The sequence below is a fragment of the Streptomyces sp. NPDC091279 genome (assembly GCF_044757465.1).
Taxonomy (GTDB): domain Bacteria; phylum Actinomycetota; class Actinomycetes; order Streptomycetales; family Streptomycetaceae; genus Streptomyces.
Map to the genome: position 1 here is coordinate 439,211 of NZ_JBIVVA010000006.1, position 22,227 is coordinate 461,437.

22 protein-coding genes and 1 tRNA gene are annotated in these 22,227 nt (G+C 70.3%); 13 read left to right on the forward strand and 10 right to left on the reverse strand.

Translation table 11 applies throughout. The features are described 5' to 3' along the window. Nucleotides 1-192 precede the first annotated feature (192 nt). From ACIQOU_RS18225 to ACIQOU_RS18235, 3 genes are all read left to right on the forward strand, one after another. Nucleotides 193-279, forward strand: a tRNA-Leu gene (locus ACIQOU_RS18225). A 289-nt stretch (nt 280-568) separates the two neighbouring features. Beyond that, the gene (locus tag ACIQOU_RS18230) at nt 569-1,732 is read left to right on the forward strand and encodes a 4-hydroxybenzoate 3-monooxygenase (RefSeq protein ID WP_401537731.1); all 1,164 of its coding nucleotides are present in this window, start codon (nt 569-571) and stop codon (nt 1,730-1,732) included. Nucleotides 1,733-1,917: 185 nt separating this feature from the next. Beyond that, nucleotides 1,918-2,811, forward strand: a complete 894-nt coding sequence (locus ACIQOU_RS18235) for a Bax inhibitor-1/YccA family protein (protein ID WP_401537732.1) — start codon at nt 1,918-1,920, stop codon at nt 2,809-2,811. 83 nt (nt 2,812-2,894) lie between these two features. Here the strand turns inward: ACIQOU_RS18235 and ACIQOU_RS18240 are convergent, their stop codons facing one another. Continuing rightward, nucleotides 2,895-3,128: a DUF4287 domain-containing protein gene (locus tag ACIQOU_RS18240; protein ID WP_401537733.1), complete on the reverse strand. Its 234-nt coding sequence runs from the start codon at nt 3,126-3,128 to the stop codon at nt 2,895-2,897. A 103-nt stretch (nt 3,129-3,231) separates the two neighbouring features. Here ACIQOU_RS18240 and ACIQOU_RS18245 point away from each other — a divergent pair, with 103 nt between their 5' ends. Then, the gene (locus ACIQOU_RS18245; protein WP_401537734.1) at nt 3,232-3,543 is read left to right on the forward strand and encodes a hypothetical protein; all 312 of its coding nucleotides are present in this window, start codon (nt 3,232-3,234) and stop codon (nt 3,541-3,543) included. A 264-nt stretch (nt 3,544-3,807) separates the two neighbouring features. On the opposite strand, the gene ACIQOU_RS18250 is transcribed toward ACIQOU_RS18245, so the two are convergent. The 3 genes from ACIQOU_RS18250 to ACIQOU_RS18260 form a co-directional block, all read right to left on the reverse strand. After that, nucleotides 3,808-4,584, reverse strand: coding sequence for a hypothetical protein (locus ACIQOU_RS18250; protein WP_401537735.1), 777 nt, complete (start codon nt 4,582-4,584; stop codon nt 3,808-3,810). A 344-nt stretch (nt 4,585-4,928) separates the two neighbouring features. Next, complete coding sequence (locus tag ACIQOU_RS18255) at nt 4,929-6,149, reverse strand: acetyl-CoA C-acetyltransferase (RefSeq protein WP_401537736.1); 1,221 nt, start codon at nt 6,147-6,149, stop codon at nt 4,929-4,931. Nucleotides 6,150-6,399: 250 nt separating this feature from the next. Continuing rightward, nucleotides 6,400-7,446 (reverse strand): SGNH/GDSL hydrolase family protein, encoded by a 1,047-nt coding sequence (locus ACIQOU_RS18260; protein WP_401537737.1) that lies wholly within the window; start codon nt 7,444-7,446, stop codon nt 6,400-6,402. 156 nt (nt 7,447-7,602) lie between these two features. Between ACIQOU_RS18260 and ACIQOU_RS18265 the strand changes: the two genes are divergently transcribed. Then, a complete protein-coding gene (locus ACIQOU_RS18265) occupies nt 7,603-8,991 on the forward strand; it encodes a cystathionine beta-synthase (protein WP_401537738.1) in 1,389 nt (462 codons plus the stop codon). Between the two features lie 664 nt (nt 8,992-9,655). Here the strand turns inward: ACIQOU_RS18265 and ACIQOU_RS18270 are convergent. Next, a complete protein-coding gene (locus ACIQOU_RS18270; RefSeq protein WP_401537739.1) occupies nt 9,656-10,507 on the reverse strand; it encodes a helix-turn-helix domain-containing protein in 852 nt (283 codons plus the stop codon). Between the two features lie 12 nt (nt 10,508-10,519). Further along, nucleotides 10,520-11,266: a DUF6879 family protein gene (locus ACIQOU_RS18275; protein ID WP_401537740.1), complete on the reverse strand. Its 747-nt coding sequence runs from the start codon at nt 11,264-11,266 to the stop codon at nt 10,520-10,522. A 248-nt stretch (nt 11,267-11,514) separates the two neighbouring features. On the opposite strand from ACIQOU_RS18275, the gene tgmA reads away from it, so the two are divergent. Genes tgmA through ACIQOU_RS18290 form a run of 3 tightly spaced genes read left to right on the forward strand, consistent with a single transcriptional unit; the run spans nt 11,515 to nt 13,860 of the window. After that, nucleotides 11,515-11,748 carry a putative ATP-grasp-modified RiPP gene (gene tgmA / locus ACIQOU_RS18280; protein WP_401537741.1) on the forward strand — a complete coding sequence of 78 codons (234 nt, stop codon included), beginning with the start codon at nt 11,515-11,517 and terminating at the stop codon, nt 11,746-11,748. A gap of 1 nt (nt 11,749) precedes the next feature. Next, on the forward strand, nt 11,750-12,712 hold the full coding sequence (gene tgmB, locus ACIQOU_RS18285) for an ATP-grasp ribosomal peptide maturase (protein ID WP_401537742.1): 963 nt from the start codon (nt 11,750-11,752) through the stop codon (nt 12,710-12,712). Then, nucleotides 12,703-13,860 (forward strand): methyltransferase domain-containing protein, encoded by a 1,158-nt coding sequence (locus ACIQOU_RS18290; protein WP_401537743.1) that lies wholly within the window; start codon nt 12,703-12,705, stop codon nt 13,858-13,860. Before tgmB ends, ACIQOU_RS18290 begins: the two co-directional genes overlap by 10 nt. Before the next feature lie 253 nt (nt 13,861-14,113). Here ACIQOU_RS18290 and ACIQOU_RS18295 read toward each other — a convergent pair whose 3' ends face one another. Together ACIQOU_RS18295 and ACIQOU_RS18300 are read right to left on the reverse strand one after the other, a co-directional pair. Then, a complete protein-coding gene (locus tag ACIQOU_RS18295) occupies nt 14,114-14,599 on the reverse strand; it encodes a hypothetical protein (protein ID WP_401537744.1) in 486 nt (161 codons plus the stop codon). Between the two features lie 17 nt (nt 14,600-14,616). Next, nucleotides 14,617-16,065 (reverse strand): helix-turn-helix domain-containing protein, encoded by a 1,449-nt coding sequence (locus ACIQOU_RS18300; protein ID WP_401537745.1) that lies wholly within the window; start codon nt 16,063-16,065, stop codon nt 14,617-14,619. Nucleotides 16,066-16,253: 188 nt separating this feature from the next. Between ACIQOU_RS18300 and ACIQOU_RS18305 the strand changes: the two genes are divergently transcribed. Genes ACIQOU_RS18305 through ACIQOU_RS18320 form a run of 4 tightly spaced genes read left to right on the forward strand, consistent with a single transcriptional unit; the run spans nt 16,254 to nt 18,323 of the window. Further along, nucleotides 16,254-16,622 carry a hypothetical protein gene (locus ACIQOU_RS18305; protein WP_401537746.1) on the forward strand — a complete coding sequence of 123 codons (369 nt, stop codon included), beginning with the start codon at nt 16,254-16,256 and terminating at the stop codon, nt 16,620-16,622. Then, nucleotides 16,619-17,305, forward strand: a complete 687-nt coding sequence (locus tag ACIQOU_RS18310; RefSeq protein ID WP_401537747.1) for a hypothetical protein — start codon at nt 16,619-16,621, stop codon at nt 17,303-17,305. The genes ACIQOU_RS18305 and ACIQOU_RS18310 overlap by 4 nt, the downstream gene beginning before the upstream one ends. Beyond that, a complete protein-coding gene (locus tag ACIQOU_RS18315; protein ID WP_401537748.1) occupies nt 17,302-17,886 on the forward strand; it encodes a hypothetical protein in 585 nt (194 codons plus the stop codon). Before ACIQOU_RS18310 ends, ACIQOU_RS18315 begins: the two co-directional genes overlap by 4 nt. Further along, nucleotides 17,883-18,323, forward strand: coding sequence for a hypothetical protein (locus ACIQOU_RS18320; RefSeq protein ID WP_401537749.1), 441 nt, complete (start codon nt 17,883-17,885; stop codon nt 18,321-18,323). The genes ACIQOU_RS18315 and ACIQOU_RS18320 overlap by 4 nt, the downstream gene beginning before the upstream one ends. Nucleotides 18,324-18,521: 198 nt before the next feature. On the opposite strand, the gene ACIQOU_RS18325 is transcribed toward ACIQOU_RS18320, so the two are convergent. Both ACIQOU_RS18325 and ACIQOU_RS18330 read right to left on the reverse strand, forming a co-directional pair. Next, nucleotides 18,522-20,168: a SulP family inorganic anion transporter gene (locus tag ACIQOU_RS18325; RefSeq protein ID WP_401537750.1), complete on the reverse strand. Its 1,647-nt coding sequence runs from the start codon at nt 20,166-20,168 to the stop codon at nt 18,522-18,524. 60 nt (nt 20,169-20,228) lie between these two features. Further along, nucleotides 20,229-20,915 carry a carbonic anhydrase gene (locus ACIQOU_RS18330; protein ID WP_401537751.1) on the reverse strand — a complete coding sequence of 229 codons (687 nt, stop codon included), beginning with the start codon at nt 20,913-20,915 and terminating at the stop codon, nt 20,229-20,231. 288 nt (nt 20,916-21,203) lie between these two features. Here ACIQOU_RS18330 and ACIQOU_RS18335 point away from each other — a divergent pair, with 288 nt between their 5' ends. Continuing rightward, on the forward strand, nt 21,204-22,064 hold the full coding sequence (locus ACIQOU_RS18335; protein WP_401537752.1) for a MurR/RpiR family transcriptional regulator: 861 nt from the start codon (nt 21,204-21,206) through the stop codon (nt 22,062-22,064). The last annotated feature ends 163 nt before the right edge of the window (nt 22,065-22,227 follow it).

Consider the following 22,227-nt stretch of genomic DNA (forward strand, 5'->3'; position numbering starts at 1 on the left):
TCCGTCATTCCGCATCTGACGCCGATTGTGGCATCCGGGCTCGCACCGGGCTATTGGCAAGTGCGGATGGCCAGTTCCGTGTGCTGATGCACCCTCAGACGTCAATAAAATAAGACAACATCGGTCCCCTGGCCCGGTGTTCAGATGGGGTCTCCCGATAGGCTCGGAACCTCGTTGCGGGGCCCATGGCCTGCCCGGATGGTGGAATGCAGACACGGCGAGCTTAAACCTCGCTGCCCCTTAGAGGGCGTGCCGGTTCAAGTCCGGCTCCGGGCACCACCGCGTCGCCGGCCCCGGCACCGACGGACGGCCCAGCCGACTCGGGCGACGCGGGAACGGACGGCTTCCGAGGGCACGTCGAGCCCGCCTCGCAGATCGGCTCCGACCCTTCGCCCCCCGGGAAATATCGCTAGTCGCTCGGTAAGAACATCTCCGGCCGGGAATGCCGGGCGGCCCTCAGATATCCGTCGATGCCGCCGTCGATGACGCCGTTGACAGGGAGTTGGGGGCGTCGGAGACTCGGGCGGCGGGGGGTGTGAAGCGAATTTCACCTGGTGAACGGAGTGGGATGCGGACCACCGTCGGGATCGTCGGGGGCGGGCCCGCCGGGCTCCTGCTCGCCCGGTTGCTGCACCGCGCCGGTATCGACTCCGTCGTTCTGGAGAGCAGGGACCGCGCGTATGTCGAACGGCGGCAGCGGGCCGGGATTCTGGAGCAGGGCACCGCGGACGTGCTGCGCGCGGCCGGGGCCGGGGCACGGATGGACCGCGAAGGCCTGCGGCACGACGGCATCGAGCTGCGCTTCGAACGGCGACGTCACCGCATCGACTTCCCCGCGCTCACCGGCGGGCGGGCCGTGACGGTCTACGCCCAGACCGAGGTGTGCAAGGACCTCATCGCCCTCCAGCTGGCGGAGGGCGGACCGCTGCTGTTCGAGGCCGAGGCGCTCGACATCGACGCCGCGCGGGCCCGCGTCCGGTTCCGGCACGGGGGCGTGGAATCCGTCCTGGAGTGTGACTACGTCGTCGGCTGCGACGGCTCCTGGGGAGTGGCCCGGCGGACGGTGCCGGCCGGTGTCTCCCGGGTGTTCGAACGGGGCTATCCCTTCGCGTGGCTCGGTGTCCTCGCCGACGTTCCGCCCTCGCACGACGAGTTGGTCTACGCCCGGCACGCGCGCGGGTTCGCCCTGCTGTCCATGCGGTCCCCCGCCGTCTCCCGGCTCTACCTCCAGGTCCCCGAGGGGACCGACGCCGAGGACTGGGCGGACGACGCGATCTGGACGGAACTGGAACGGCGGTTCGCGACCGACGACGGGTGGAGGCTCGCCCGGGGGACGATCACCCAGAAGTCCGTCACCCCGATGCGCTCCTTCGTGCAGGAACCCATGCGCCACCAACGGCTCTTCCTGGCCGGGGACGCCGCACACATCGTTCCGCCCACCGGGGCGAAGGGGCTGAACCTCGCCGTCGGGGACGTCGTCACCTTCGCGCGGGCGCTGGTGTCCGAGCGGGAGACCGGCTCACCGGCGCTGCTCGACTCCTACTCGGCGGACTGTCTGCGGCGGGTCTGGCAGGCCGAACGGTTCTCCTACGACATGACCACGCTGCTGCACCGGGCGCCCGACGCCACCGCCTTCGAGGACCGGCTCCAGGTGGCCCGGCTGGAGCGGATCGGCTCGTCGCGGGCGGCCGCCACCGACCTGGCCGAGGGATACACCGGATTCCCCTGGTAGCGGGAACGGCGGTGTGTACCAGGTTCGTCATGATTCCCGTCCCCGTGGTGGCGGGAATCGTTCGGCCGCGTAGCGTGTTGCCCTGCACGGCTGGGGAAAGATCCTTCCCAAGTATTAGGGTCATTCCTTTGCCTACCTATTACTCTTGAGCCCAAGGCCGCGCAGCGTGGCCATGGAGGAGTGAAATGAGGAGCAGAAACCCGGTCTTCTCGCGACGGGGGTTCAGCCGCGACAACGGCTACGCGGGCTTCAACGCCGCGCCGCAGGCCGGGGGTCCCGCTGTCGGCGTGCAGGGCAACCCGTACGCCCAGCCGGCCGGCAACCCTTACGCCCAGAACCCCTACGCGCAGCAGGACCTCCAGCACGGTGCCCCGCCGCAGGCCCCGGCCACCACCGGCCGGATGACCATGGACGACGTCGTGCTGCGCACGGCGTCCACGCTGGGCACCCTCGTCGTCTTCGCCGCGCTCGCCTGGGCGCTGCTGCCGGTGGACGACGCCCACATCGGCCGTTCGTACGCCATCGGTATCGGTGCCGCGCTGATCGGCATGGTCCTGGCGTTCGTCCAGTCCTTCAAGCGCAAGGCCTCGCCCGCGCTGATCCTGTCGTACGCCGCGTTCGAGGGCGTCTTCCTCGGCGTCGTCTCCAGCGTCGTCGACAACCGCATCGCGAGCGGCGCGGCCATGCAGGCCGTGATCGGCACGATGTCGGTGTTCGTCGCCGTCCTGATCGCCTACAAGGCGGGCTGGATTCGCGTCAACCGGCGCTTCTACGGCTTCGTGATGGCCGCCTCGCTCGGCTTCGTGCTGCTCATGATGGTGAACATGCTGTTCGCCGTCTTCGGCGGCGGTGACGGCCTCGGCTTCCGCAGCGGCGGGCTCGGTGTCGTCTTCGGCGTCATCGGCGTGCTGCTCGGCGCGTGCTTCCTCGCCCTCGACTTCAAGCAGGTCGAGGACGGCATCGCCTACGGTGCCCCGAAGGAAGAGGCGTGGCTGGCGGCGTTCGGCCTCACGCTGACGCTCGTCTGGATCTACATGGAGTTCCTGCGGATCGTCGCGATCCTCAACAGCAACGACTAGCGGCCGCCTCGCGGTCGGTCGCCGGTCACGGCTGGCGGACTTCTGTGAAAGGGCCCCGGGTTCTCCCGGGGCCCTTTCCGCGTCTACCGCAGATTGCGTGCTGCCCTTCTCAGGTCGTACTCGTGCACGATCGCCTTGGCGTGGCCGTAGGCGAGGTTGTGCTCGTGGCGCAGCCAGCTGACCTTGTCCTCGAAGCGGACGAGGCTCGGCCCCTCCTCCTCGACGGTCCGCAGCCAGTCGGACACGTCACGGCCGGTGCAGTGGGGGATACGGGCGAGCAGGTTGCGATGGGTCTCCTCGGAGAAGACGTGGGACATCGGCGCCTCCGGACGCAAAGGGGTGTGAGCCGGTCCTTCACGTCACCGTGCCCGAGGGTGGGCGTGTTGGCAACAGCCGTGGCACGGCGCGTAGTCTCTGGCCGTGGTTGATACGACGCCTCTGACGCGTGCGGTGGAGCATTTTGCCGATCGGCTTCGGGCTGCGCCGCAGTCTCGGTTGCAGCGGGGGGCTGCGGCTGAGGCGTTGGGGCTGGCTCGGGAGATGGCTCGGTTGGCGCAGGGGGTTGAGGCGCCGGGGAGTGAGCCTCGGGTCATGCCCGATGCGGGGATGTTTGCCGCGGCGGATCAAATTACCGTTGCCGGGCATGATTTGGCGCTTGTTCTCGTGGACGAGGGGCAGGTTGCTGAGGCTGTGCGGTTGGTGGGGGAGGCGCAGGGGAGGGCGGGGGTCTAGGGGGTGGGTGGGGTTTTGCGCAGTTCCCCGCGCCCCTGAAAGATGCGCCGTTCCCCGCGCCCCTTTTTTATGGGTGGTTTTTCGGGTGCGGGGCGGTGGGGGCTTGTCGCGCAGTTCCCCGCGCCCCCAAGAAGGTCGGCTGTCGCTTGGGCCCTCAGAGGTGCACCACGCCCCCGTGCGCCCAAGGGCAAGAAGGTTGGCTGTCGCTTGGGCCCGCCGGAACCAAGAAGGTTGGCTGTCGCTTGGGCGCTCAGTTATGTGCCGTTACAGGCTGGCTATTACTCGGTCGGCCAGGATGTAGACGTTTTCCTGGCCGCAGGCGAAGGTCAGGGTGTAGGCGCCTGAGATGCCGGAGCCGCCCAGGAGGTAGGGGGTCTCACCGGCGGTGAGGGCCGCGGCGAGGCGTTCCGCGGTCTCGCGGTGGCCCGGGGTCATGCAGAGCGTGGTGCCGTCGGCGAAGACGTACACGTCGAGGGTGCCCAGCGGGCCCGGGCGGACGTCGGCGAGTTCGACGCGCTCGTCGGCCAGCGACTCCAGCGTGGTGACGGTGCGTTCGTGGTCGTTGACGACCGGCGACTGGACCGGCACGAAGTCCGGGTGCGAGGGGTGGCGGCGGCGGGCGGCGGCCAGTTCCGGCGAGTCACCGGGGTACTCCTCGGCCTCCGCGCCCGTCTCCGTCACCGGCTCCAGACCGACGAAGTCCGACTGGCGGGGCAGGAACAGCTCACTGTCCGGCAGGCCCAGCATCGAGGGCGTGTCGGAGGCGTCGCGGGCCTCCTGCGCGGCCCAGAAAGCCCGCGCCTCGGCGAGTTCACGCTCGCGTTCCTCCGCGAGTGCCTCGGCGACGGCGCTGCGTATCTGCTCCGCCTCGGCGCCGGTCCGCGCGGCCGGCACGAACCCGTGCGGCGCCCGGTTCTCGGCGAGCTGGGTGTGCAGGACCGCGACCTCCCGGCGCAGCACCATGAGGGTGCGCAGGACGGCGACGCCCACGGCGCCCGTGGCGGCCGTGGTGAGCAGCAAAGCGATGGGCATGGCGCTCACTGACGTACTCCCGGTTCAAAGTCGACCCCCGACTTCCTACATCAGCTTGAAGGGTGGACTAACCAGCTGTCAGTGCGTAACGTCACGAAACGGACAGGACTTTGGGCCCGATGTTTGCCGTCGTATCGGCGCTGACCTGCGTAAATCCCCTCCGTGAGGGAGATAGGTCACATCCTGGGGGAGATTGGATCACGGAATGGCCCCGGAGCCCGGGGGTTCCCGGACTCCGGACCACAAGGTGACGAGGGGTTCCGCGCCGGTCACGCTGGGCAGCGGCTCGGGCCCCTCGATCGCATCGACGTTCACATCGACTCGTTCACGTCGGCTCGTTCATGTCGGCCGGCTCAGCTCAGGCGCTCGATCACCATCGCCATGCCCTGGCCGCCGCCCACGCACATCGTCTCCAGGCCGAACTGCTTGTCGTGGAACTGGAGGGAGTTGATCAGCGTGCCGGTGATCCGCGCGCCGGTCATGCCGAAGGGGTGGCCGACGGCGATGGCACCGCCGTTGACGTTCAGCTTCTCCAGCGGGATGCCGAGGTCGCGGTAGGAGGGGATGACCTGCGCGGCGAACGCCTCGTTGATCTCGACCAGGTCGATGTCGTCGATGGTCAGGCCCGCGCGGCGCAGCGCCTGGTTGCTCGCGTCCACCGGGCCCAGGCCCATGATCTCGGGGGAGAGGCCGGAGACGCCGGTGGCGACGATGCGGGCCAGCGGGGTCAGGCCCAGCTCGGCGGCCTTGGTGTCCGACATGATGACGACGGCGGCGGCACCGTCGTTGAGCGGGCAGCAGTTGCCGGCGGTGACGAGGCCGTCGGGGCGGAAGACCGGCTTCAGGCCCTGCACGCCCTCCATGGTGACGCCGGGGCGCGGGCCGTCGTCGGCGCTGACGACCGTGCCGTCGGGGAGCGTCACCGGGGTGATCTCGCGCTCCCAGAAGCCGTTCTTGATGGCCTGCTCGGCCAGGTTCTGGGAACGGACGCCGAACTCGTCCATGTCCTGGCGGGTGATGCCCTTGGCGCGGGCCAGGTTCTCGGCGGTCTGGCCCATCGCGATGTACGGGTCGGGGACGAGGCCGTCCTCGCGCGGGTCGTGCCAGGAGGTGCCCTCCTGCTGGGCGACCTCGGCGGTGCGGGCCTCGGCGTCGGCGAAGAGCGGGTTGTGCGTGTCCGGCAGGCTGTCGGAGTTGCCCTGGGTGAAACGGGAGACCATCTCGACACCGGCCGAGATGAAGACGTCGCCCTCACCGGCCTTGATCGCGTGCAGCGCCATCCGGCTGGTCTGGAGCGAGGAGGAACAGTAACGGGTCACCGTGCAGCCCGGCAGGTGGTCCATGCCCATCTGCACGGCGACGATCCGGCCCAGGTTGTGGCCCTGCTCGCCGCCGGGCAGACCGCAGCCCAGCATCAGGTCGTCGATGTCGCGCGGGTCCAGCTCGGGGACCTTGGCGAGGGCGGCCTGGATGATCGTGGCGGTGAGGTCGTCCGGGCGCAGCTCCTTGAGGGAGCCCTTGAAAGCGCGGCCGATGGGGGAGCGGGCGGTCGAGACGATCACGGCTTCAGGCATCACGGCTCCAGACGGAAGGGGCGGCGCGCGGCGCCTCGTCGAGGGTGTCGAAGGGCGAACGGGCCGGGTCGCTTCGGAAGTTACCCGGCCGTACCTTCGCGGTCACCGTCGGCGTGGTGTGACACTGGCCGCAATTTTCTAAGCGCTTGCTTGGGACCCTTCCAGGCTACGACCGATCTCCCGTTCCGGGGGCCTCAGCGGGTTTTTTGCGGTTCGGGGGGGGAGGGGTGGACGAGGGCGAGGGGGGAGGTCAGGTGCCCGGGGCCACCCTTGGTGTGGGTTTCGGGTGGTTCGACGGCTCCGGCTCCCGTACCCGGCGGCGCCGCCTGCGCTTCAGCAGGGCCCAGGGGCCGCGCGGCCCGGTCGGCACCGCCGCCGTCACCTCCGTACCCGGCTCCGCCGCCGCCTCCGCCGCCGCCCGCGCCACCGGCAGGAAACCCTCGCGGCGGGAGACCTCGGGGCGGTCCTCCTCGGCCGGCCACAGGCCGAGCGCCGCGCAGAGCGTCGGCAGCACGGCCATCGCGGCCGTCGCGTACCCCTCCGCCGACGGATGGAAGTGGTCCGGGCCGAACAGTTCGCGCGGGTTCGCCTCGAACTCCGGGCCCAGCAGGTCGCCCAACGACACCGTCCGGCCGCCCTGCTCCACCGTGCCGATCGTCTGCGCCGCCGCCAGCTGCCGCGACGCCCGGCGCGCCAGCCACCGCAACGGCTGCTGCACCGGCTCGATCGTCCCCAGGTCGGGACAGGTGCCGACGACGACCTCCGCACCCGCCGTGCGCAGCCGCCGTACCGCCCCCGACAGATGCCGCACCGAACGGGTGGCCGGCAGATGGTGGGTGACGTCGTTGGCGCCGATGATGATCACGCAGATGTCCGGTACCCGGGACGGGTCCGCGAGGACCAGGGCGACCTGGCGGTCCAGGTCGTCGGAGGTGGCCCCGGGCAGCGCCACGTTGTGCAGCTCCACCGTCCGTTCCGCGACCGCCGCGAGCCCCGACGCGAGCAGCGCGCCCGGCGTCTGGCCCGCCCGGTTCACGCCCTGCCCGGCGGCCGTGGAGTCGCCGAGCACCGTCAGCCGCAACGGCGGTTCACCCGGGGTGTCGTAACTGTGGCCGTAACGGCCGTCCGCCACCGGGACCCGGCCGTTGGGCACGCTGCCCACCTGGCGCCTGGCCAGCCGCATCTCGGCCAGCAGCAGACCCACCGTCGCCGCGCCCGCGAGCCCGATGCCGCCACCGCCGTACGCCGCGCCCGCCGCGATCCGGCGGGCCACCCGCGCCCTCGACATGCTGGTCATCCGTCGCCGTCACCTCCTTCTCCGATACACCCACTCCTTGCCCCGTACCGACCGTCGTCCAATCCCCACCTGGAGTGAACAGGGGTCGGCCACCCGTGCGACCCGTAGGCTGACGGCACCACCCAGACCTTTTTATTGCGGCATCCGGAGACAACGGTGCAATTCCACGACTCGATGATCAGCCTCGTCGGCAACACCCCGCTGGTGCGGCTCAACAACGTGACCCAGGGCATCGGGGCGACCGTCCTGGCCAAGGTCGAGTACTTCAACCCGGGCGGTTCCGTGAAGGACCGCATCGCCCTGCGCATGATCGAGGCCGCGGAGAAGAGCGGGGCCCTGCGGCCCGGCGGCACGATCGTCGAGCCGACCAGCGGGAACACCGGCGTCGGCCTGGCCATCGTGGCCCAGCAGAAGGGGTACAAGTGCATCTTCGTGTGCCCCGACAAGGTGAGCACCGACAAGATCAACGTGCTGCGGGCCTACGGCGCCGAGGTCGTCGTCTGCCCCACCGCCGTCGACCCCGAGCACCCCGACTCCTACTACAACGTCTCCGACCGGCTGGTGAAGGAGACCCCGGGAGCCTGGAAGCCCGACCAGTACTCCAACCCGGACAACCCCGCCTCCCACTACCACTCCACCGGCCCTGAGCTGTGGGAGCAGACCGAGGGGCGGATCACCCACTTCGTCGCCGGCGTCGGCACCGGCGGCACGATCTCCGGCACCGGGCGCTATCTGAAGGACGCCAGCGACGGCCGGGTCACGGTCGTCGGCGCCGACCCCGAGGGGTCCGTGTACTCGGGCGGTTCCGGGCGGCCCTACCTCGTCGAGGGCGTCGGCGAGGACTTCTGGCCGACCGCGTACGACCGCACGGTCGCCGACGAGATCGTGCCGGTCTCCGACAAGGACTCCTTCCAGATGACCCGCCGCCTCGCCAAGGAGGAGGGCCTGCTGGTCGGCGGCTCCTGCGGAATGGCCGTCGTCGCCGCGCTGCGGGTCGCCGAGCGGCTCGGCCCCGAGGACGTCGTCGTCGTCCTCCTGCCCGACAGCGGGCGCGGGTACCTGAGCAAGATCTTCAACGACGAGTGGATGGCCGACTACGGCTTCCTGGAGGACACCGGGCCCAGCGCCCGGGTCGCCGACGTCCTCAACGACAAGGCGCACGGCGCCATCCCGTCCCTCGTCCACATGCACCCCGAGGAGACCGTCGGCGAGGCCATCGAGGTGCTGCGCGAGTACGGGGTCTCCCAGATGCCGGTCGTGAAGCCGGGTGCCGGGCACCCCGACGTCATGGCCGCGGAGGTCGTGGGTTCCGTCGTCGAACGGGAACTGCTCGACGCGCTGTTCAGCAAGCGGGCGTCGCTGGTGGACCCGTTGGAGAAGCACATGTCCGCTCCGCTCCCGCAGGTCGGCTCCGGCGAGCCGGTCGGCGACCTGATGTCCGTGCTCGGGGGAGCGGACGCGGCGATCGTCCTGGTGGAGGGCAAGCCGACGGGGGTTGTCAGCAGGCAGGACCTGTTGGCCTTCCTGGCCAAGGGGGGGAAGTAGGGGGAGCGGTAAGGGGGGGCAGTAGGGGGTAGTAGGGGGTCCTGGAGGGCGGGGGTGTGGGCGAAACGTGGACTTCGTGGAAGTGGTACGAGGGCGTCACGTCCGCGCAGCACCCGCTTAACACGCGTCCGGCAGATTAGTGGGTGTCGGCAAGGGCGGGAGCGGCTCCCCGCTCGGGCCGACACAGAACGGCGCCAAGGACCTCCGGAGCGGCTCCCGGACCTCCATGGACGCCTGGACGCGGGGCCGGGTCTTGACCCGGTCTTCGTGTCCCCTCGCGGGGACCGCCGTCGTCCCGCCCCCCGTTACCGGGGGTGCGGCGGTCCCCGCGCATATCTTTTCCCTTCGCTCGCCCCAGTCGGCCCGGTCCCCGGGGGCTGCGGCCCCCAGACCCCCACCCCGGCCCTGAACGGGCCTTGTCCTCAAGCGCCGGACGGGCTGGTTGGTCGGTGCTGGCCTGCGTTTCCCGGCGCCGAAGAGACTTGGGGGCGCTGCCCCCAAACCCCCGTTCGGCCTGGACGGCCTCGTCCTCAAGCGCCGGACGGGCTGGAATGTAAGGGCTCCGGAGCTGTCTAGCCCGATGTCCTCAAGCTCCCCAGAGGGGCCCCAATGGGCTGAGTGATGCTGGCCTGCGTTGCGAAGTGCTCTGTGAACTAGGTTCGGGTCAGACCGAGTTGAGGGATCGGCGGGCGTTGTTGATGACGTTCTGGGCGTCGGTGCCGTAGACCGCTGATTCGTTCAGGGTGTGCCAGACCTTGTTGTAGAGGGTGACGTTCTCGTGGTCGTCGAGCCATATCTCGGCGTGCCAGTCCTCGGCGACGACCAGGCGGGCGTCGAGGACCCAGAACGCGTTGGCAGGGACGATCTTCATGGGGGCGTCGAAGGGGATGATGCCGAGGTCGACGGTGTCCATCCCGACCAGACTCGTGAGCCTGTCCAACTGCGCGGCGAGTACTGATGGCGGGCAGATCAGGGAGCGTAACGCGGCTTCCCACATGAGGACGTGGAGGCGTCGGCAGGGCTGGTGGAGCCACTCCTGACGCTTCATCCGAGAGCGCAACGCCGCGTCGATGTCGCTTCCGGTGGCCAGGAGTTGGGAGTAGCGCGTGAGCACACAGCGCGCGTACTCCGCTGTCTGTAGCATCCCGGCGACGACCGATTCTTCCCACATCCATAGGTCGCGGGTGCGCTCGATCTCCAGGCTCAGATCCACTTGCACGGGCGCGAAGCCGCCTGCGAGGGCGCGTCGCCACGACCTGATGTGTGACTCGAAACCAGCCAGCCGGGACGCCAGTTCGGGGTAGACGTCGGGTTGCCCTGTGGCATGCGCCCAGGCCTTCAGATCCTCGGGGGTGGCGTTCTGGCGGCCATTCTCCAGTTTGCTGACCTTCGAGCCCGGCCAGCCGAGGGCCCCGGCGAGTTGTCGGCCGGTGAGACGACCGTCAGGACAGGAGAAACGCAGCTCACGCAGCCGTGCTCCGAGAGCTTCCCTTGCTCGCTGATAGTCGGTACTCACCGGCCTCGCAGACTAGTTGGTCACCTGTGCGGCGAAGACATCGTAGGGAACAGCATGATGCATGGCCGCGTCGCGGGCCGAGGCGTAGCGGACCACCTCGGCAGGCTCCGTGATCAGTTCGATGTGCAGCAGGTTGTCGTCGTCGTCGAAGACGAGCCGGGCGACGATCCGGGAGTCGAAGAGCCAGAAGTCCTCGGCGGGCAGGTCGGAGTGCTCGGCCTGTTCGCGCCAGAGATAGCGGATGTCCTCTCCGGTGGCGGCGTTGTGCCTGGCGTAGTCCAGCAGGAACAACTGTCCCGTGGTGAGGGGGCGGTCGGCGATGCGGACTCGGCCAACGGTCTTGCCCGCGTCCGTTTGTCGGCGGATGTTCTTGAACCAGGGTTCGTCGAAGTCGCACGGTGTGGTGCCCGTTTCCAGGAAGACCTGGAACTCCGGGTCTTCGCGGTCGGAGGCGTATCCGCGCCGCGTCTCCAGACGCCATGCCGTGTGCTCGAACGTCTCGAACAGGCGGCGGAACTCGTCTCGGCCGACGACATCCGGCACGTGCGTCATCTCCTTGGGGGCCCAGTTCACGAGCAGTTCGCGCGGTACGACGACCGCGGCCTCATCGTCACCGAAGTGCCATAACTGCGCCAGGTCTTGAGGGTCGGTCAAGGGGGTCCCCTGCACGACGACCTCCCCCGTGTCGACGTCCGTGTGGAGTGCTGGGCAGCCGTCGATCCTGCTGTCGGTGCCGGTGAGACGAAGCCGTCGAGCCATCGGCTGTACCTGCCTTTTTAGGGGTGATGGTTCAGCCAGCTTGGCAAGGGGTGGCTTCCCGTTCCAGCCGTTGCGGGTGGGCATGGGAGAAAACGGCTGCAAATCATGGACCTCGTCGAGAAAACCCGAGAAAACGGGCGGGGCGGGACCGAGTTCCTCTTCTAGCGTCCGTCTCATGGCCACGGCGTATACGCCGCCCCGGCCTCGCGCAGGGCATCACCCACCGCACGCACTGGAGGTCACGAGAGATGACTAGCGTTAACGCTCCGGCCGTTCCGTTCGGGGTCCGGTATCTGGTGTCGCCGCCGCCGGACGACGGCGAGGCGCCCGTGATCACCTACAGCGAGGCGCTTCAGCTGAACGTCTCCGCCTCCGGCAACCCGTGGCACGCGGAGTCCGCCGCCAAGCCGGAGACGCAGACCGAGACCAGTAGCGGCGACAGCAACAAGTCGGGGTCCGACAGTGGAACCGACCTCTACTGACATGCGCCCCGTACTCGTCCTGACCGGCCGGGACGATCTCACAGCCGACGCGGTGGTCGAGGAGTTGGCGCAACGTGGTGAGCACGTCGTCAGGTACGACACCGCCGACTTCCCGACTGCCTCCAGGCTGGCCGTCTCCCTCACCGGGGACGGCTGGGCGGGGGCTCTCACCAGCTCCGACCAGCGCCGTACGGTTCGCCTGGAGACCGTCAAGTCGGTCTGGTGGCGTCGTCCCAACGAATTCCGAACACCGGACGCCTGGCCCGGCGACGCCCGTGCGCTCGCCGTCTCGGAAGCCCGCCCCGGGCTGCTGGGCGTGCTCGGTTCGCTGCCCGTGCGGTGGATCAACCATCCCGCTGCGGACTCGGCGGCCAACTACAAGCCCCGCCAACTCGCCGTCGCCGCCCGTGCCGGTCTCGACGTTCCCCGGTCCGTGATCACGTCGGACCCCGAGCACGCCCGGACGTTCATCGGGAACGACCAGGTCGTCTACAAGGGGCTCGGCGGCGGGGTGTTGGGGCCGGACGGGAAACGGCAGTTCCTTCCTGTGGCGCTCGTCTCGGCCGACCAGGTCGACGACGGGGTGAGGGGGACCTCCCATCTGTTCCAGGAACGCGTCCACAAGGCGTACGAGGTGCGGCTCACGGTCGTCGGCGACCGCATGTTCCCCGTGGCCATCCACGCGGGCAGCGAAGCGGCACGGCTGGACTGGCGGACCGACTACCGGTCGCTCACCTACGAACCCGTCGCGATGCCCCTCGACGTGGAGACGGGCGTGCGGCACCTCATGGACGAACTCGGCCTGTTCTTCGGCGCGTTGGACTTCGCCGTGACACCGGACGGCCGTTGGGTGTTCTTCGAGGTGAACCCGAACGGCCAATGGCACTGGCTCGCCGTCAAGGCCGGCGTCCCGCTGGTGGAGGCCCTGGCCGACGCCCTTCAAGGAGACAACACATGCCCGTGACACCCCCATGGACGGCTGCGGCCAAGGCACTTGCCGATCAGGTGACCGCCGGTGCCCCCGCGTGGCACGACGCCGTCAGCCACACGCCCCGGCATCTGCTCGTCCCTCGCTGGTGGCAGCGCATCCCCAACAGCCCCTTTGTGGAATGGGAGTTGGTCGATCCGGCCGAGGATTCCGCCCGACTCCTGCGGGCCGCGTACGCGGATGACACCCTGGTCACGCGGGTCGGTTCCACCCATGCCGACCACGCCCGGGCCGGGGAACGGGGGACAGGCGACCCGACGTCGTCGTCCACGCTCCCCGGGCTGATCGTCTCCATGGCCGACCAGCTCGAAGTCCGTCCCGGTGAAAGGGTGTTGGACGTCGGCACCGGCTCGGGATATTCCGCCGCGCTGTTCTCCCGCCGGTTCGGCGACGCGAACGTGACCAGCGTCGACGTCGACCCCTACCTGGTGAAGGCCGCCCGCACCCGCCTCGCCGGGTTCGGGCGCACGCCCCGCGTGGTGGCCGTCGACGCCACCGGGGAACTCCCGGACGCGGAGTACGACCGCATCATGGCCACCGTGTCCGTCCGCCCGGTGCCCGCCTCATGGCTGCGCGCGCTGAAGCCCGGCGGCCGGCTCGTCACCACCATCACCGGCACTGCCCTGCTGATCACGGCCGACATGGGCGCGGACGGCGTCGCGCGCGGGAGCGTCCAGCCCGATCCGGCGACGTTCATGGAGGTACGTCAACAGGCCGACTATCCAGCCAAGTTGAACGACGTGTTCGAGGCGGCCCGGGTGTACGACGGCGAGGACGTGAGCGTCCTGGACGGGGCGATCCCCGATCTGTGGGAGGACTGGCCGCTGCGGTGGCTGTACGAACTGGAGACACCCGGGATCGAGGTCCGCGCGGCGAGTTACCCGGACGACCGACGCCGGGTGCTCTGGCTGCTCGGCGAGGACGGAGCCTGGGCCCGGGCCGAGGGCGGAACGACCGCGGTCGTTCACCAGAGTGGACCCCGTCGGCTCTGGGACGGTCTGGAACGCGTGCTCCGACGGTGGGAGCAGAACGGGCGGTTCCCCCTGCACTCGATGCGGGCCGAACTCTCGGCCGAGGGGAGCCGTCTGATGACGCCGGGTGGAACGTGGAGCTTCCCCCTCTGACCCTCCTTGTTCCGACCCGGGGAGAGGGCGAGGGGGCGGTGCCCTCAGCCCCCCGGTATCGGCCCGAACGGGCCTTGTCCTCAAGCGCCGGACGGGCTGGTTGGTGCTGGCCTGCGCTCCCTCGGTGCCGAAGAGACTTGGGGGCTGCGCCCCCAGACCCCGCTTCGGCCTGGACGGCCTCGTCCTCAAGCGCCGGACGGGCTGGAATGGGTTGGCCCGTGCTGGGAGGTGATCGGGGGTTCCTCGGGCCGGTTCAGGTCTTCCGGGTTGTGCCGTGTGGCCACACCACGTCGACCGGTACTCCTGCCGCGCGGGCCTCGATGACCGTGTCGGCGGTGCCGCCGCCCTTGCCTGTCGGGGGTTCGCCGTTCCAGACGGCTACGAGGCGGTCGGCGTGGGTGAGGAGGTGGCGGTTGGCGTCTTCGTAGGCGGTGCGGTTCGCTGTGTGGTGGTCGAGGGTGATGACCTCGGTGGCGGCTGCGGTGAGGCGGTCGAAGGTGGGGGCGTGGTCCGGCTTCACCTTGGTGTGCCGGTAGTCCAGGGACGGGACGACGGCGATGAGGCGTCCGCCGAGTTCGAGGACGACGTCGGCGAAGAGGGAGTCGGCGCCCTTGGCGATGCAGGAGACGCCGGTCAGGTCGGCGGCGTAGGGCAGCAGGGTCTCGCGCAGGGCGTCACGGACCAACGGGACGCTGTCCTCGGTGAGGTCCATGTGTCCGGTCACGGCGATGGTGGTCATGGTACGGGTGCTCCCTTTCAACTCGACAGCATGTCGCGGATCATGGTGCGGGCCTCGACCACACGATGCGAAACACTGCGGCCGACCGTATATGGATACAGCTGGGCGAGTTGCGTCCTTACCCGCTCGGACTGGGTACGGGATGCCGCCTCGACCGCGCTTCTGGTGAGATCGGCGGCTTCGGTCACGTCGCCCATGAGGAAGTGGCACTCGGCCAGACCGATCACGTCGAGAGCATGGCTGCGCGAGGCCTCCGGTCCACGTCGGTCCACTGCCTGCCGGATCGATTGCGCGGCCTCCTCGGCATGCTGCTGAGGCTCTTTCCGCGCGAGATCAAGGAGGCGGCCACCGGTGACACCGGCCAGCTCGGCTTCGTCGAAGTACGCGATCCAGTAAGGGTCTTCGTCCTGTCCGGCCCCGGCGAGTGCTTCGCTGGCCTCACCTGTGGCACGGCGGAAGGCCACACCGCGCCCCATGGCTGCGTATGCCCAGGCTTCGCGTGTATGGAGCATGGCCCGCAGACGGGGCCCGGCGTTCTTGGCACCCTTCTGCGCCATGTGCACGAGTTCGAGTGCATCTTGCGGACGATCCCGGTACAGCATCTGTCGGGCCATGCCCGCGAGCACATTTGCCCCGAACGCGTTGTCGCCGCCAGCGTGGGCAGCGCGCACGGCGAGCAGGTAGTAGGACTGAGCCTGCGGTTGAAGTCCGGAGTCCCAAGCAATCGTGGCGGCCGTGCCTCCGAGGTAGGCCATCACGCGGAACAAACCGCGCCGTACGTCGGGCGTTTGGTGTTCTTCGAGATGCCCGGCAACCTCGTTCAGCTGACCGACGACTGCCTTGCGCCGAAGGCCTCCGCCATAACGATGGTCCCAGGCACGGAATACAGCGGCCGTGGCCTCCAACTCCTGGACCTCCCGCATGCTGACGCGCCCTGTGCGATGGCCGGGCTCAGCGAGCGCGGGGGGCTGGAGCCAGCCTTCCAGGGAGTCGAGAAGCGGGGCCCCCGACAATGCTGTGCCTGCGAGAGCGCGGGTTATGGCGCGACGATCCATTACGAGGTCACTCCTGGTCAGGTCTGTGGCCAGGTGCACGGTCGAGGTGGCGTGCCAGGTTCCGTCGTCGGATAACCGTGTGGTGGCCGGGATCGGTGTCGGCTGATCGGGGAGGTCGGGCTCCTTCTCCCAAGGCCGGTCGGCGAGCCCGACCATGCGCCCTGGAATTCGTAGTCCGTCGGCAATACGGCAGATCACGTCGAAACTGGTGACCTGTTGCTGGCCGCTGATGATCGTGGAGACCTTGCCGGGCGTGAGCTGGCATGCCGCTGCGATGCGGTTCTGCGACAAACCGCCCCACTTCTTGATGAGCGCGAAGGCGGCGGCGAAGTCGTGCTCTTCCAGAGCGCGTTTGAGGTCGGCTCTGTCGAGGACATCAGGGGCGAGTAAGCCGGGTGTGGTGGTGCCCATCGGTCCAACTTCCGTTCGATCGGATGCGCTTGGGTACGCGGTACCGAACCAGGAACGAGTGTATTACCGCCTCGGTAACCCCCGACGGTCATCCCGTGACTGCACGTAGCGGACGACTCTCTATGCATGAAGCACGACTCCGGGAGACAGAGACATCCCGGGGCGTGGCCGACTGCGAAGGAGTCGACATGCCGCACAGAATGGCGAGTCCCCCTCAGAGGGAGACCGGGACCAGCACTCCGTGCGAGGTCCCGCCGGACGCTCTCACCGCTCTGGCGCTGCCCGCGCTGGCCGACCTCGATGAGCACCAGGCTTCCGGCCGCACGTGTGTCTGGGACGGCGCGCGGTTGACCATCGAGACCGCCGTCGACCTCGGAGAGCAGAAAGACCCCGCCGGCCGCATCTGTTTCCTGCGGTCCTGTCGCAAGCACGCCGGTCAGGCCGCTCACCGCGCCCTCATGGAGCACGCCCCGAGCTGTGAGCAGTGCACCGACAACGCCGGTGGATGCGACGTCGGCCGCATCCTGCTGCGCCTCATCCGGGAGGGCCGTCGGTGATCCGGCCGATCCGGTACTGGAACGGCGTTCCCGTCCCGTTTCTCACCGCCTGGTCCGGCGAGGACCCGCCGCCGCAGGCGTTGGTCGTCCGCCACGGCAGGCAGCTCAGCGGCCTCGGCTTCCGTGACGAAGACCCGGCTGTCGACCGGCAGTTGAACGTGCTGTGGATGCGCATGCCCGCCGTGCCCGGCGTCGGTGAGCCCCGCTGGGACACCGTCCACGCCCTGCGCCAGCGCCAGACCATGACCCGCTCCCGCTGCCAGGTCTGCGGCGGAGGTGTCCTCGACGCCCGTGCGGACCAACGCCTGCTGTTCCTGTTCGGGGCGTCGGCCGACCGGCACCCCATCGGCGACGGGGAGCGCACCTCCAGTCCCCCGCTGCACGCCACCTGCGCTCAACTCGCCGTCCAGCACTGCCCGTTCCTCCGGCGTGGCTGGGTCGCCGCCCTCGTCGGATACACCGTCGACTGGGGCGTCGCCGGAACCGTCTACGACCCGGAGACCCTCACCCCGCTCACCGGACGCGTCGACGAGGTCCGCTACTACTCCGACCCCGTCGCCCTGCGGTGGGTCCTCGCCGCCCGCCTCATCGTCACCCTGCACGAGATCGACCCGGTGACCGATCTGGACGCCCTCGCCGCAGGAGAGCGCGCCCGCATCGAGGCCAGGCAGGCATCCCGGTGACCGCCCGCCCCCGGCGCACCTTCCGCCTGCCCCGCTGGTTACGCCGACGCCGACGACGCCCAACTGGCCTGCCCTGTAAGCCGTTTCCCCCTACCGGCATCCCGGCCCTGGAACCCTCCCTCTACCGCGCCGAGGTCCGCGCCGAAGGGCCCGTCCACGGCACCGGCGAGAACGCCCAGTGCGTGCTGGCCGCCTTCCAGTCCATCTCCCCCAAGCTGGTGCTCCGTTGGCTCAGTGGGCGGGCGTTGCACCTCGCCGAACGGCTCGACCCCGTCCCCGTCCGGCGGCCTTGGGTGTCGCCGCTGATGCACGCCATCAGTTATCCCGCACCCCCCGGGCCCGCCCGACTCCGTGCCTGGGCGGCCGATCCGGCCCAACTCGACGCCGCCCGGGCGCACATCAAGAGCGGCTACCCCCTCTTCGTGAGGTTCACAGACACCGACGGCTGCATCTACACCCTCACCGCCTGGCCCGTCGCCTTCCACGCCAACTGGCCTGTCCAGCACGGCCGTTCCGCACCCGGCATCCCCGCTCACCCCCTCCATGCACTCGCAACGCAGGACCCATGGACGTCACCGTGACAACTACCCCTCACCTCAAGGCCGCCGCCCGCGACGCCGCCCGCGCCGACAGCGACACCATCATCCGGCGCTACCAGGCCCGCGAACCCGTCTCCCGCATCGCCGCCGACTACGGCGTCACCGCCAACTGGCTGGCCCTGCGCCTCGTCGAGTGGGGCGTGCCCCGGCGGCACCGGCACGAGGCCCACGCCCTGCGGCGGCCCGCCGGGCACGTCTTCCGGGGCCGCACCCGGCGTCGTTCCACCGCCGAAGTGCGGGCCGCACAGGCGCAGTTCACCGGCGACCGAGCCGATGTCACCGCCCGCTACCTCGCCGGGGCGTCCATCACCAGCCTCGCCCGCGAGTATCAGGTCAGCCCCGTCTGGGTCACCGAGCGGCTCGACTGCTGGGACGTTCCCCGGCGGAGGCGGCCCGTGCCGAACTCGGCGGAGAGTTGAGTGGCAGGTGCAGCAGGGCGTGGTGAGTTGCTCTGCTCGGTGCTCTTGAACTCGCCGCCGGAGGGCGGGACGCGCCCCCCCAACTCCCCTCCCCCTCGCCCAACTCCCTGCGTGCCTGAAGCGTGGCGTCGAGTTCCTTCTTCAGTTCGGCGTCCCGTGTGTTCATCCCCGGCTCCCCTTCCGCCGTGGGAATCCACGTCAGGGAGCGGGGGCGCCCGCCGCACTGGGGACAACCCCCTTGTCCGGCGCCGGAGTTGGGGCGGGCAGGACGCCCAGTGACTCCAGGGTGCGGCGGTGGGCCGGGGCGACCTCGGTCAGGTGGACCTCGATGCCCCGGTCGTGCAGGGTGTCCACCGCGTCCTTCAGGGCGAGCGCGCCGGTCGCGTCCATCGCCGTCACGCCGGACAGCCGCAGGTCGACCGTCGCGACGCCGTTCACCTGGGAGAGGCCCTCGCGGAAGCGGTGGGCGGCGGCGAAGAGGAGGGGGCCGTCGAAGCGGTAGGTCACCGTGGGCGAACCGGTGCCGGGGAGTTCGTCCGACGCCGCCGGGGTGAGCCGGGTGCCCCGGACCGCCGCGCGCAGCGCCAGCAGCACGGAGACGCCCAGGCCCAGCAGGACCGCCCGCACCAGGTCGAGCGCGAGCGTCGCCGTCGCCGTGAGCGCCAGGACCAGGGCGTCCCCGTGCGTCGCTCTGGCCATCGCCCGCACCGCCTCCGAGTCGACCATCCGGATCGCCGTCGCCAGCAGCACACCCGCCAGCGCGGGCAACGGGATGCGCGCCACCCACGGCGCCGCCACCGCCACGATCCCGGCCAGGACCACCGCGTGGGTGAGGGCGGCGAGGCGGGAGGCGGCGCCGGTACGGACGTTGACGGCGGTGCGGGCGATGGCGCCCGTCGCGGGGACCCCGCCGAAGAGCGGGGCGGCGAGGTTGGCGATGCCCTGGCCGAAGAGTTCCTTGGACGGGTTGTGGCGTTCGCCGGGGCGCATGCCGTCGGCCACCGACGCCGACAGCAGCGACTCCAGGGCCGCCAACGCCGCCACCGCCGCCGCCGGGGCCAGCAGGGACGGGACGCGGGAGACGTCGAAGAACGCCAGGGACGGGGTCGGCAGCGTCGCCGGGACGGTGCCCAGCCGGGCCACCGGGAGGTGCAACGCCTCCGCCGCCAGCGTCGCCGTCGCCACCGCCGCCAGCGAGAACGGCACCGCCGGTTTCCACCGGGCGCCCGCCAGCATCAGCACGGCACACCCACCCGCCAGCAGCAACGCCGGCCAGTGCGGCACCGCCCCGAACTCCCGCGCCGCCCGCGCCGCGATCACCACCACCTGCTCACCGTGGGGCAACGGCACACCGAGCGCGTTCGGCACCTGCTGAAGGGCGATCACGCAGGCGATGCCGATGGTGAAACCGGCGATCACCGGCGCCGGCACATACGCCATCGCCGCCCCCGCGTGCGCGAACGCCAGGCCCAGCAGGAGCACCCCGGCCAGCAGCCCCACCGTCAGGACGCCCCCGGCGCCGTAGTGGTGGACGATCGGCACCAGCACCACCGTCATCGCCCCCGTCGGGCCGCTGACCTGCCGCGCACTGCCCCCGCACAGCGCGGCCAACGCCCCCGCGACGATCGCCGTCGTCAGCCCCGCCGCCGCCCCCAGCCCCGAACTCACCCCGAATCCCAGCGCGAGAGGCAGCGCCACCACGGCCACCGTCAACCCGCACAGCAGGTCACGGCGTGGGGCCCGGGTCATCGAACGGAGATCGGAGAACGACGGCAGGACTGACGGCAGGACCGACGTCAGGGAGGAAGTCAGGGAGGAGGACAGGGGTGATCGGGCGCGGGGCATGGGGCGGTTCCTGGTGGTGGGGGGAGGGGCAGGAGAGGGGTAACGGGGGTGCGGCGGCGGTCAGTCGAGCAGCGTGACCACGCCCGTGTCGAGGTCGAAACGGGCCGCCGCCACATACGCCGGTACGAACGCCGGGTCGGCCCGGATGGCGTCGCGGACCCAGCGGGTGTGGGCCGTCATCGTGTGCTCGGCCCAGTCGCCGGGCAGGTCGCGGGTGCGGCGGGCGGCCGGGGCGATCTCGTCGACCAGTAATTCGAGGTGGCCCGGCACCCGGCCCCCGGTGCGCAGATGCTCCAGGGTCGCGGCCACCGCCCCGCACCGCTCATGCCCGAGCACCAGCACCAGCGGCACCCGCAACTCCTCCACGCCGTACTGGATGGACGCGAGCACCGCCTCGTCCAGCACCTGGCCCGCCGTTCTTATGCACAACAGGTCCCCGAGGCCCTGGTCGAAGATCAGCTCCGGCGGCACCCGGGAATCGATACAGCCCACCACCACGGCGAACGGATGCTGCTCCGCCGCCAGCAGATGACGGCGCCGACCGCTCGCGTGCGGGTGGCCGGGGCGGCCGGTGGCGTAGCGGTGGTTGCCGGCCAGTAGTTCGTCCAGCGCGGCGCGGGCGGACGGGGGGCGTGGGCCGCGGCGTGCCCGGACGGGGTCCGCCGAAGCGGGCACCGCCTGTGCGGGAGCGACGGTCAGCGCACCGACGGCGGTCGCCGTCAGAAAGGCCCTGCGGTTCGAGGCCATGACGCATCCTCAGAAGTTGTGCCAATGAGCGCAACATCACGTTATGCACGCATACAGCTACACAGAGTGGCTGTTTAACGACACTTGACACTTTCCTCGGTGGATCATCGCCGCCGCGATACCCCCTCTTGGGAGGGAGCGGGGGTGCTCTGCGGGGAGGGGGTGGGCGATCGGTTCCGGGTGCCTTGCCCGGGTGCATGGCGTCATGCAGGGTTCTCGGTAGTTGAATAGGCGGTGGCCGTCAGGGTGGCGGTCCCGGTGCACGGACACGTGGAGGGGGAGCGGCACATGGGCGCGGACGAAGAGGAGGGCGTGACCGACAGCCCGGCCGGGCGGTTGCAGGCGCTCTTCGAGGGGCACCGGCTCACGCCCACCCAACGGCGCATCGCCCACAGCATGGTCCGCAGCGCCGCCGACGTCCCGTTCCTCTCCAGCGTCGAACTCGCCGAACTCGCCGGGGTCAGCCAGCCCTCCGTCACCCGCTTCGCCGTCGCCCTCGGCTTCGACGGCTACCCGGCGCTCCGCCGCCACCTGCGCGAGGTCGCCCCCGCCGAACAGAGCGCCGAACCCGGCACCTACAACGAGTACCAGCAGGCCGTCGAGGCCGAGATCGAGAACCTGAAGCACCTCGCCGAACTCCTCGCCGACCCCCGCCCCCTGCGCCGGGCCGGTCAACTCCTCGCCGCCTCAAGCCCGTTGCCGGTGCTCGGGCTGCGGGCCGCCGCCGCCCAGGCCTACGGGTTCGCCTACTTCGCCGCCAAGGTCCACCCGGACGTCCGGCTGCTGAACGAGGGCGGCACGATGATCCACGACCGGATCGAGGCCGCCGTCCGGGCCGGTGCCGGTGCCCTGCTCTGTTTCGCGCTGCCCCGGCATCCGCGCGAGGTCGTCGACATCCTCACCTTCGCCAAGGAGGCCGGGCTGACCGTCGTCACGGTCGCCGACTCGGCGTTCGCGCCGGTCGCCAAGGTGTCCGACCTGCTGCTGCCCGCCGCCGTCGGCACCGGCCTCGCCTTCGACACCGCCTGCGCCCCGATGCTGCTGGGCCGCGTGCTGCTGGAGGCGATGTGCGACAACCTCCCCGACGCGCAGGCCCGCCTGGAGGAGTTCGACGCCCGCGCGGCGACCCGCGGCCTCTTCGTGGAGTAGGGGAGCAGAGGGGTAGGGGACTAGGGGAGGAGGGAAGGAAAAAAGGAGGGAGGGGCTGGTCAGGGGCGTGCGCGGGCGTGGTCGGGGGCGCGGGGGGCGTTCTCAGGGCGGTCTCACATTCGCTCGCTACTCTCCCCGGCCTACGGACTGTGACCGGGCTTTG

Coding starts and splice junctions, on each gene's coding strand:
- ACIQOU_RS18230 (WP_401537731.1), top strand. CDS start 569: ATGCGGACCACCGTCGGGATCGTCGGGGGCGGGCCCGCCGGGCTCCTG.
- ACIQOU_RS18235 (WP_401537732.1), top strand. CDS start 1,918: ATGAGGAGCAGAAACCCGGTCTTCTCGCGACGGGGGTTCAGCCGCGAC.
- ACIQOU_RS18240 (WP_401537733.1), bottom strand. CDS start 3,128: ATGTCCCACGTCTTCTCCGAGGAGACCCATCGCAACCTGCTCGCCCGT.
- ACIQOU_RS18255 (WP_401537736.1), bottom strand. CDS start 6,149: ATGCCTGAAGCCGTGATCGTCTCGACCGCCCGCTCCCCCATCGGCCGC.
- ACIQOU_RS18260 (WP_401537737.1), bottom strand. CDS start 7,446: ATGACCAGCATGTCGAGGGCGCGGGTGGCCCGCCGGATCGCGGCGGGC.
- ACIQOU_RS18275 (WP_401537740.1), bottom strand. CDS start 11,266: ATGGCTCGACGGCTTCGTCTCACCGGCACCGACAGCAGGATCGACGGC.
- tgmA (WP_401537741.1), top strand. CDS start 11,515: ATGACTAGCGTTAACGCTCCGGCCGTTCCGTTCGGGGTCCGGTATCTG.
- tgmB (WP_401537742.1), top strand. CDS start 11,750: ATGCGCCCCGTACTCGTCCTGACCGGCCGGGACGATCTCACAGCCGAC.
- ACIQOU_RS18290 (WP_401537743.1), top strand. CDS start 12,703: ATGCCCGTGACACCCCCATGGACGGCTGCGGCCAAGGCACTTGCCGAT.
- ACIQOU_RS18295 (WP_401537744.1), bottom strand. CDS start 14,599: ATGACCACCATCGCCGTGACCGGACACATGGACCTCACCGAGGACAGC.
- ACIQOU_RS18300 (WP_401537745.1), bottom strand. CDS start 16,065: ATGGGCACCACCACACCCGGCTTACTCGCCCCTGATGTCCTCGACAGA.
- ACIQOU_RS18305 (WP_401537746.1), top strand. CDS start 16,254: ATGCCGCACAGAATGGCGAGTCCCCCTCAGAGGGAGACCGGGACCAGC.
- ACIQOU_RS18325 (WP_401537750.1), bottom strand. CDS start 20,168: ATGCCCCGCGCCCGATCACCCCTGTCCTCCTCCCTGACTTCCTCCCTG.
- ACIQOU_RS18330 (WP_401537751.1), bottom strand. CDS start 20,915: ATGGCCTCGAACCGCAGGGCCTTTCTGACGGCGACCGCCGTCGGTGCG.
- ACIQOU_RS18335 (WP_401537752.1), top strand. CDS start 21,204: ATGGGCGCGGACGAAGAGGAGGGCGTGACCGACAGCCCGGCCGGGCGG.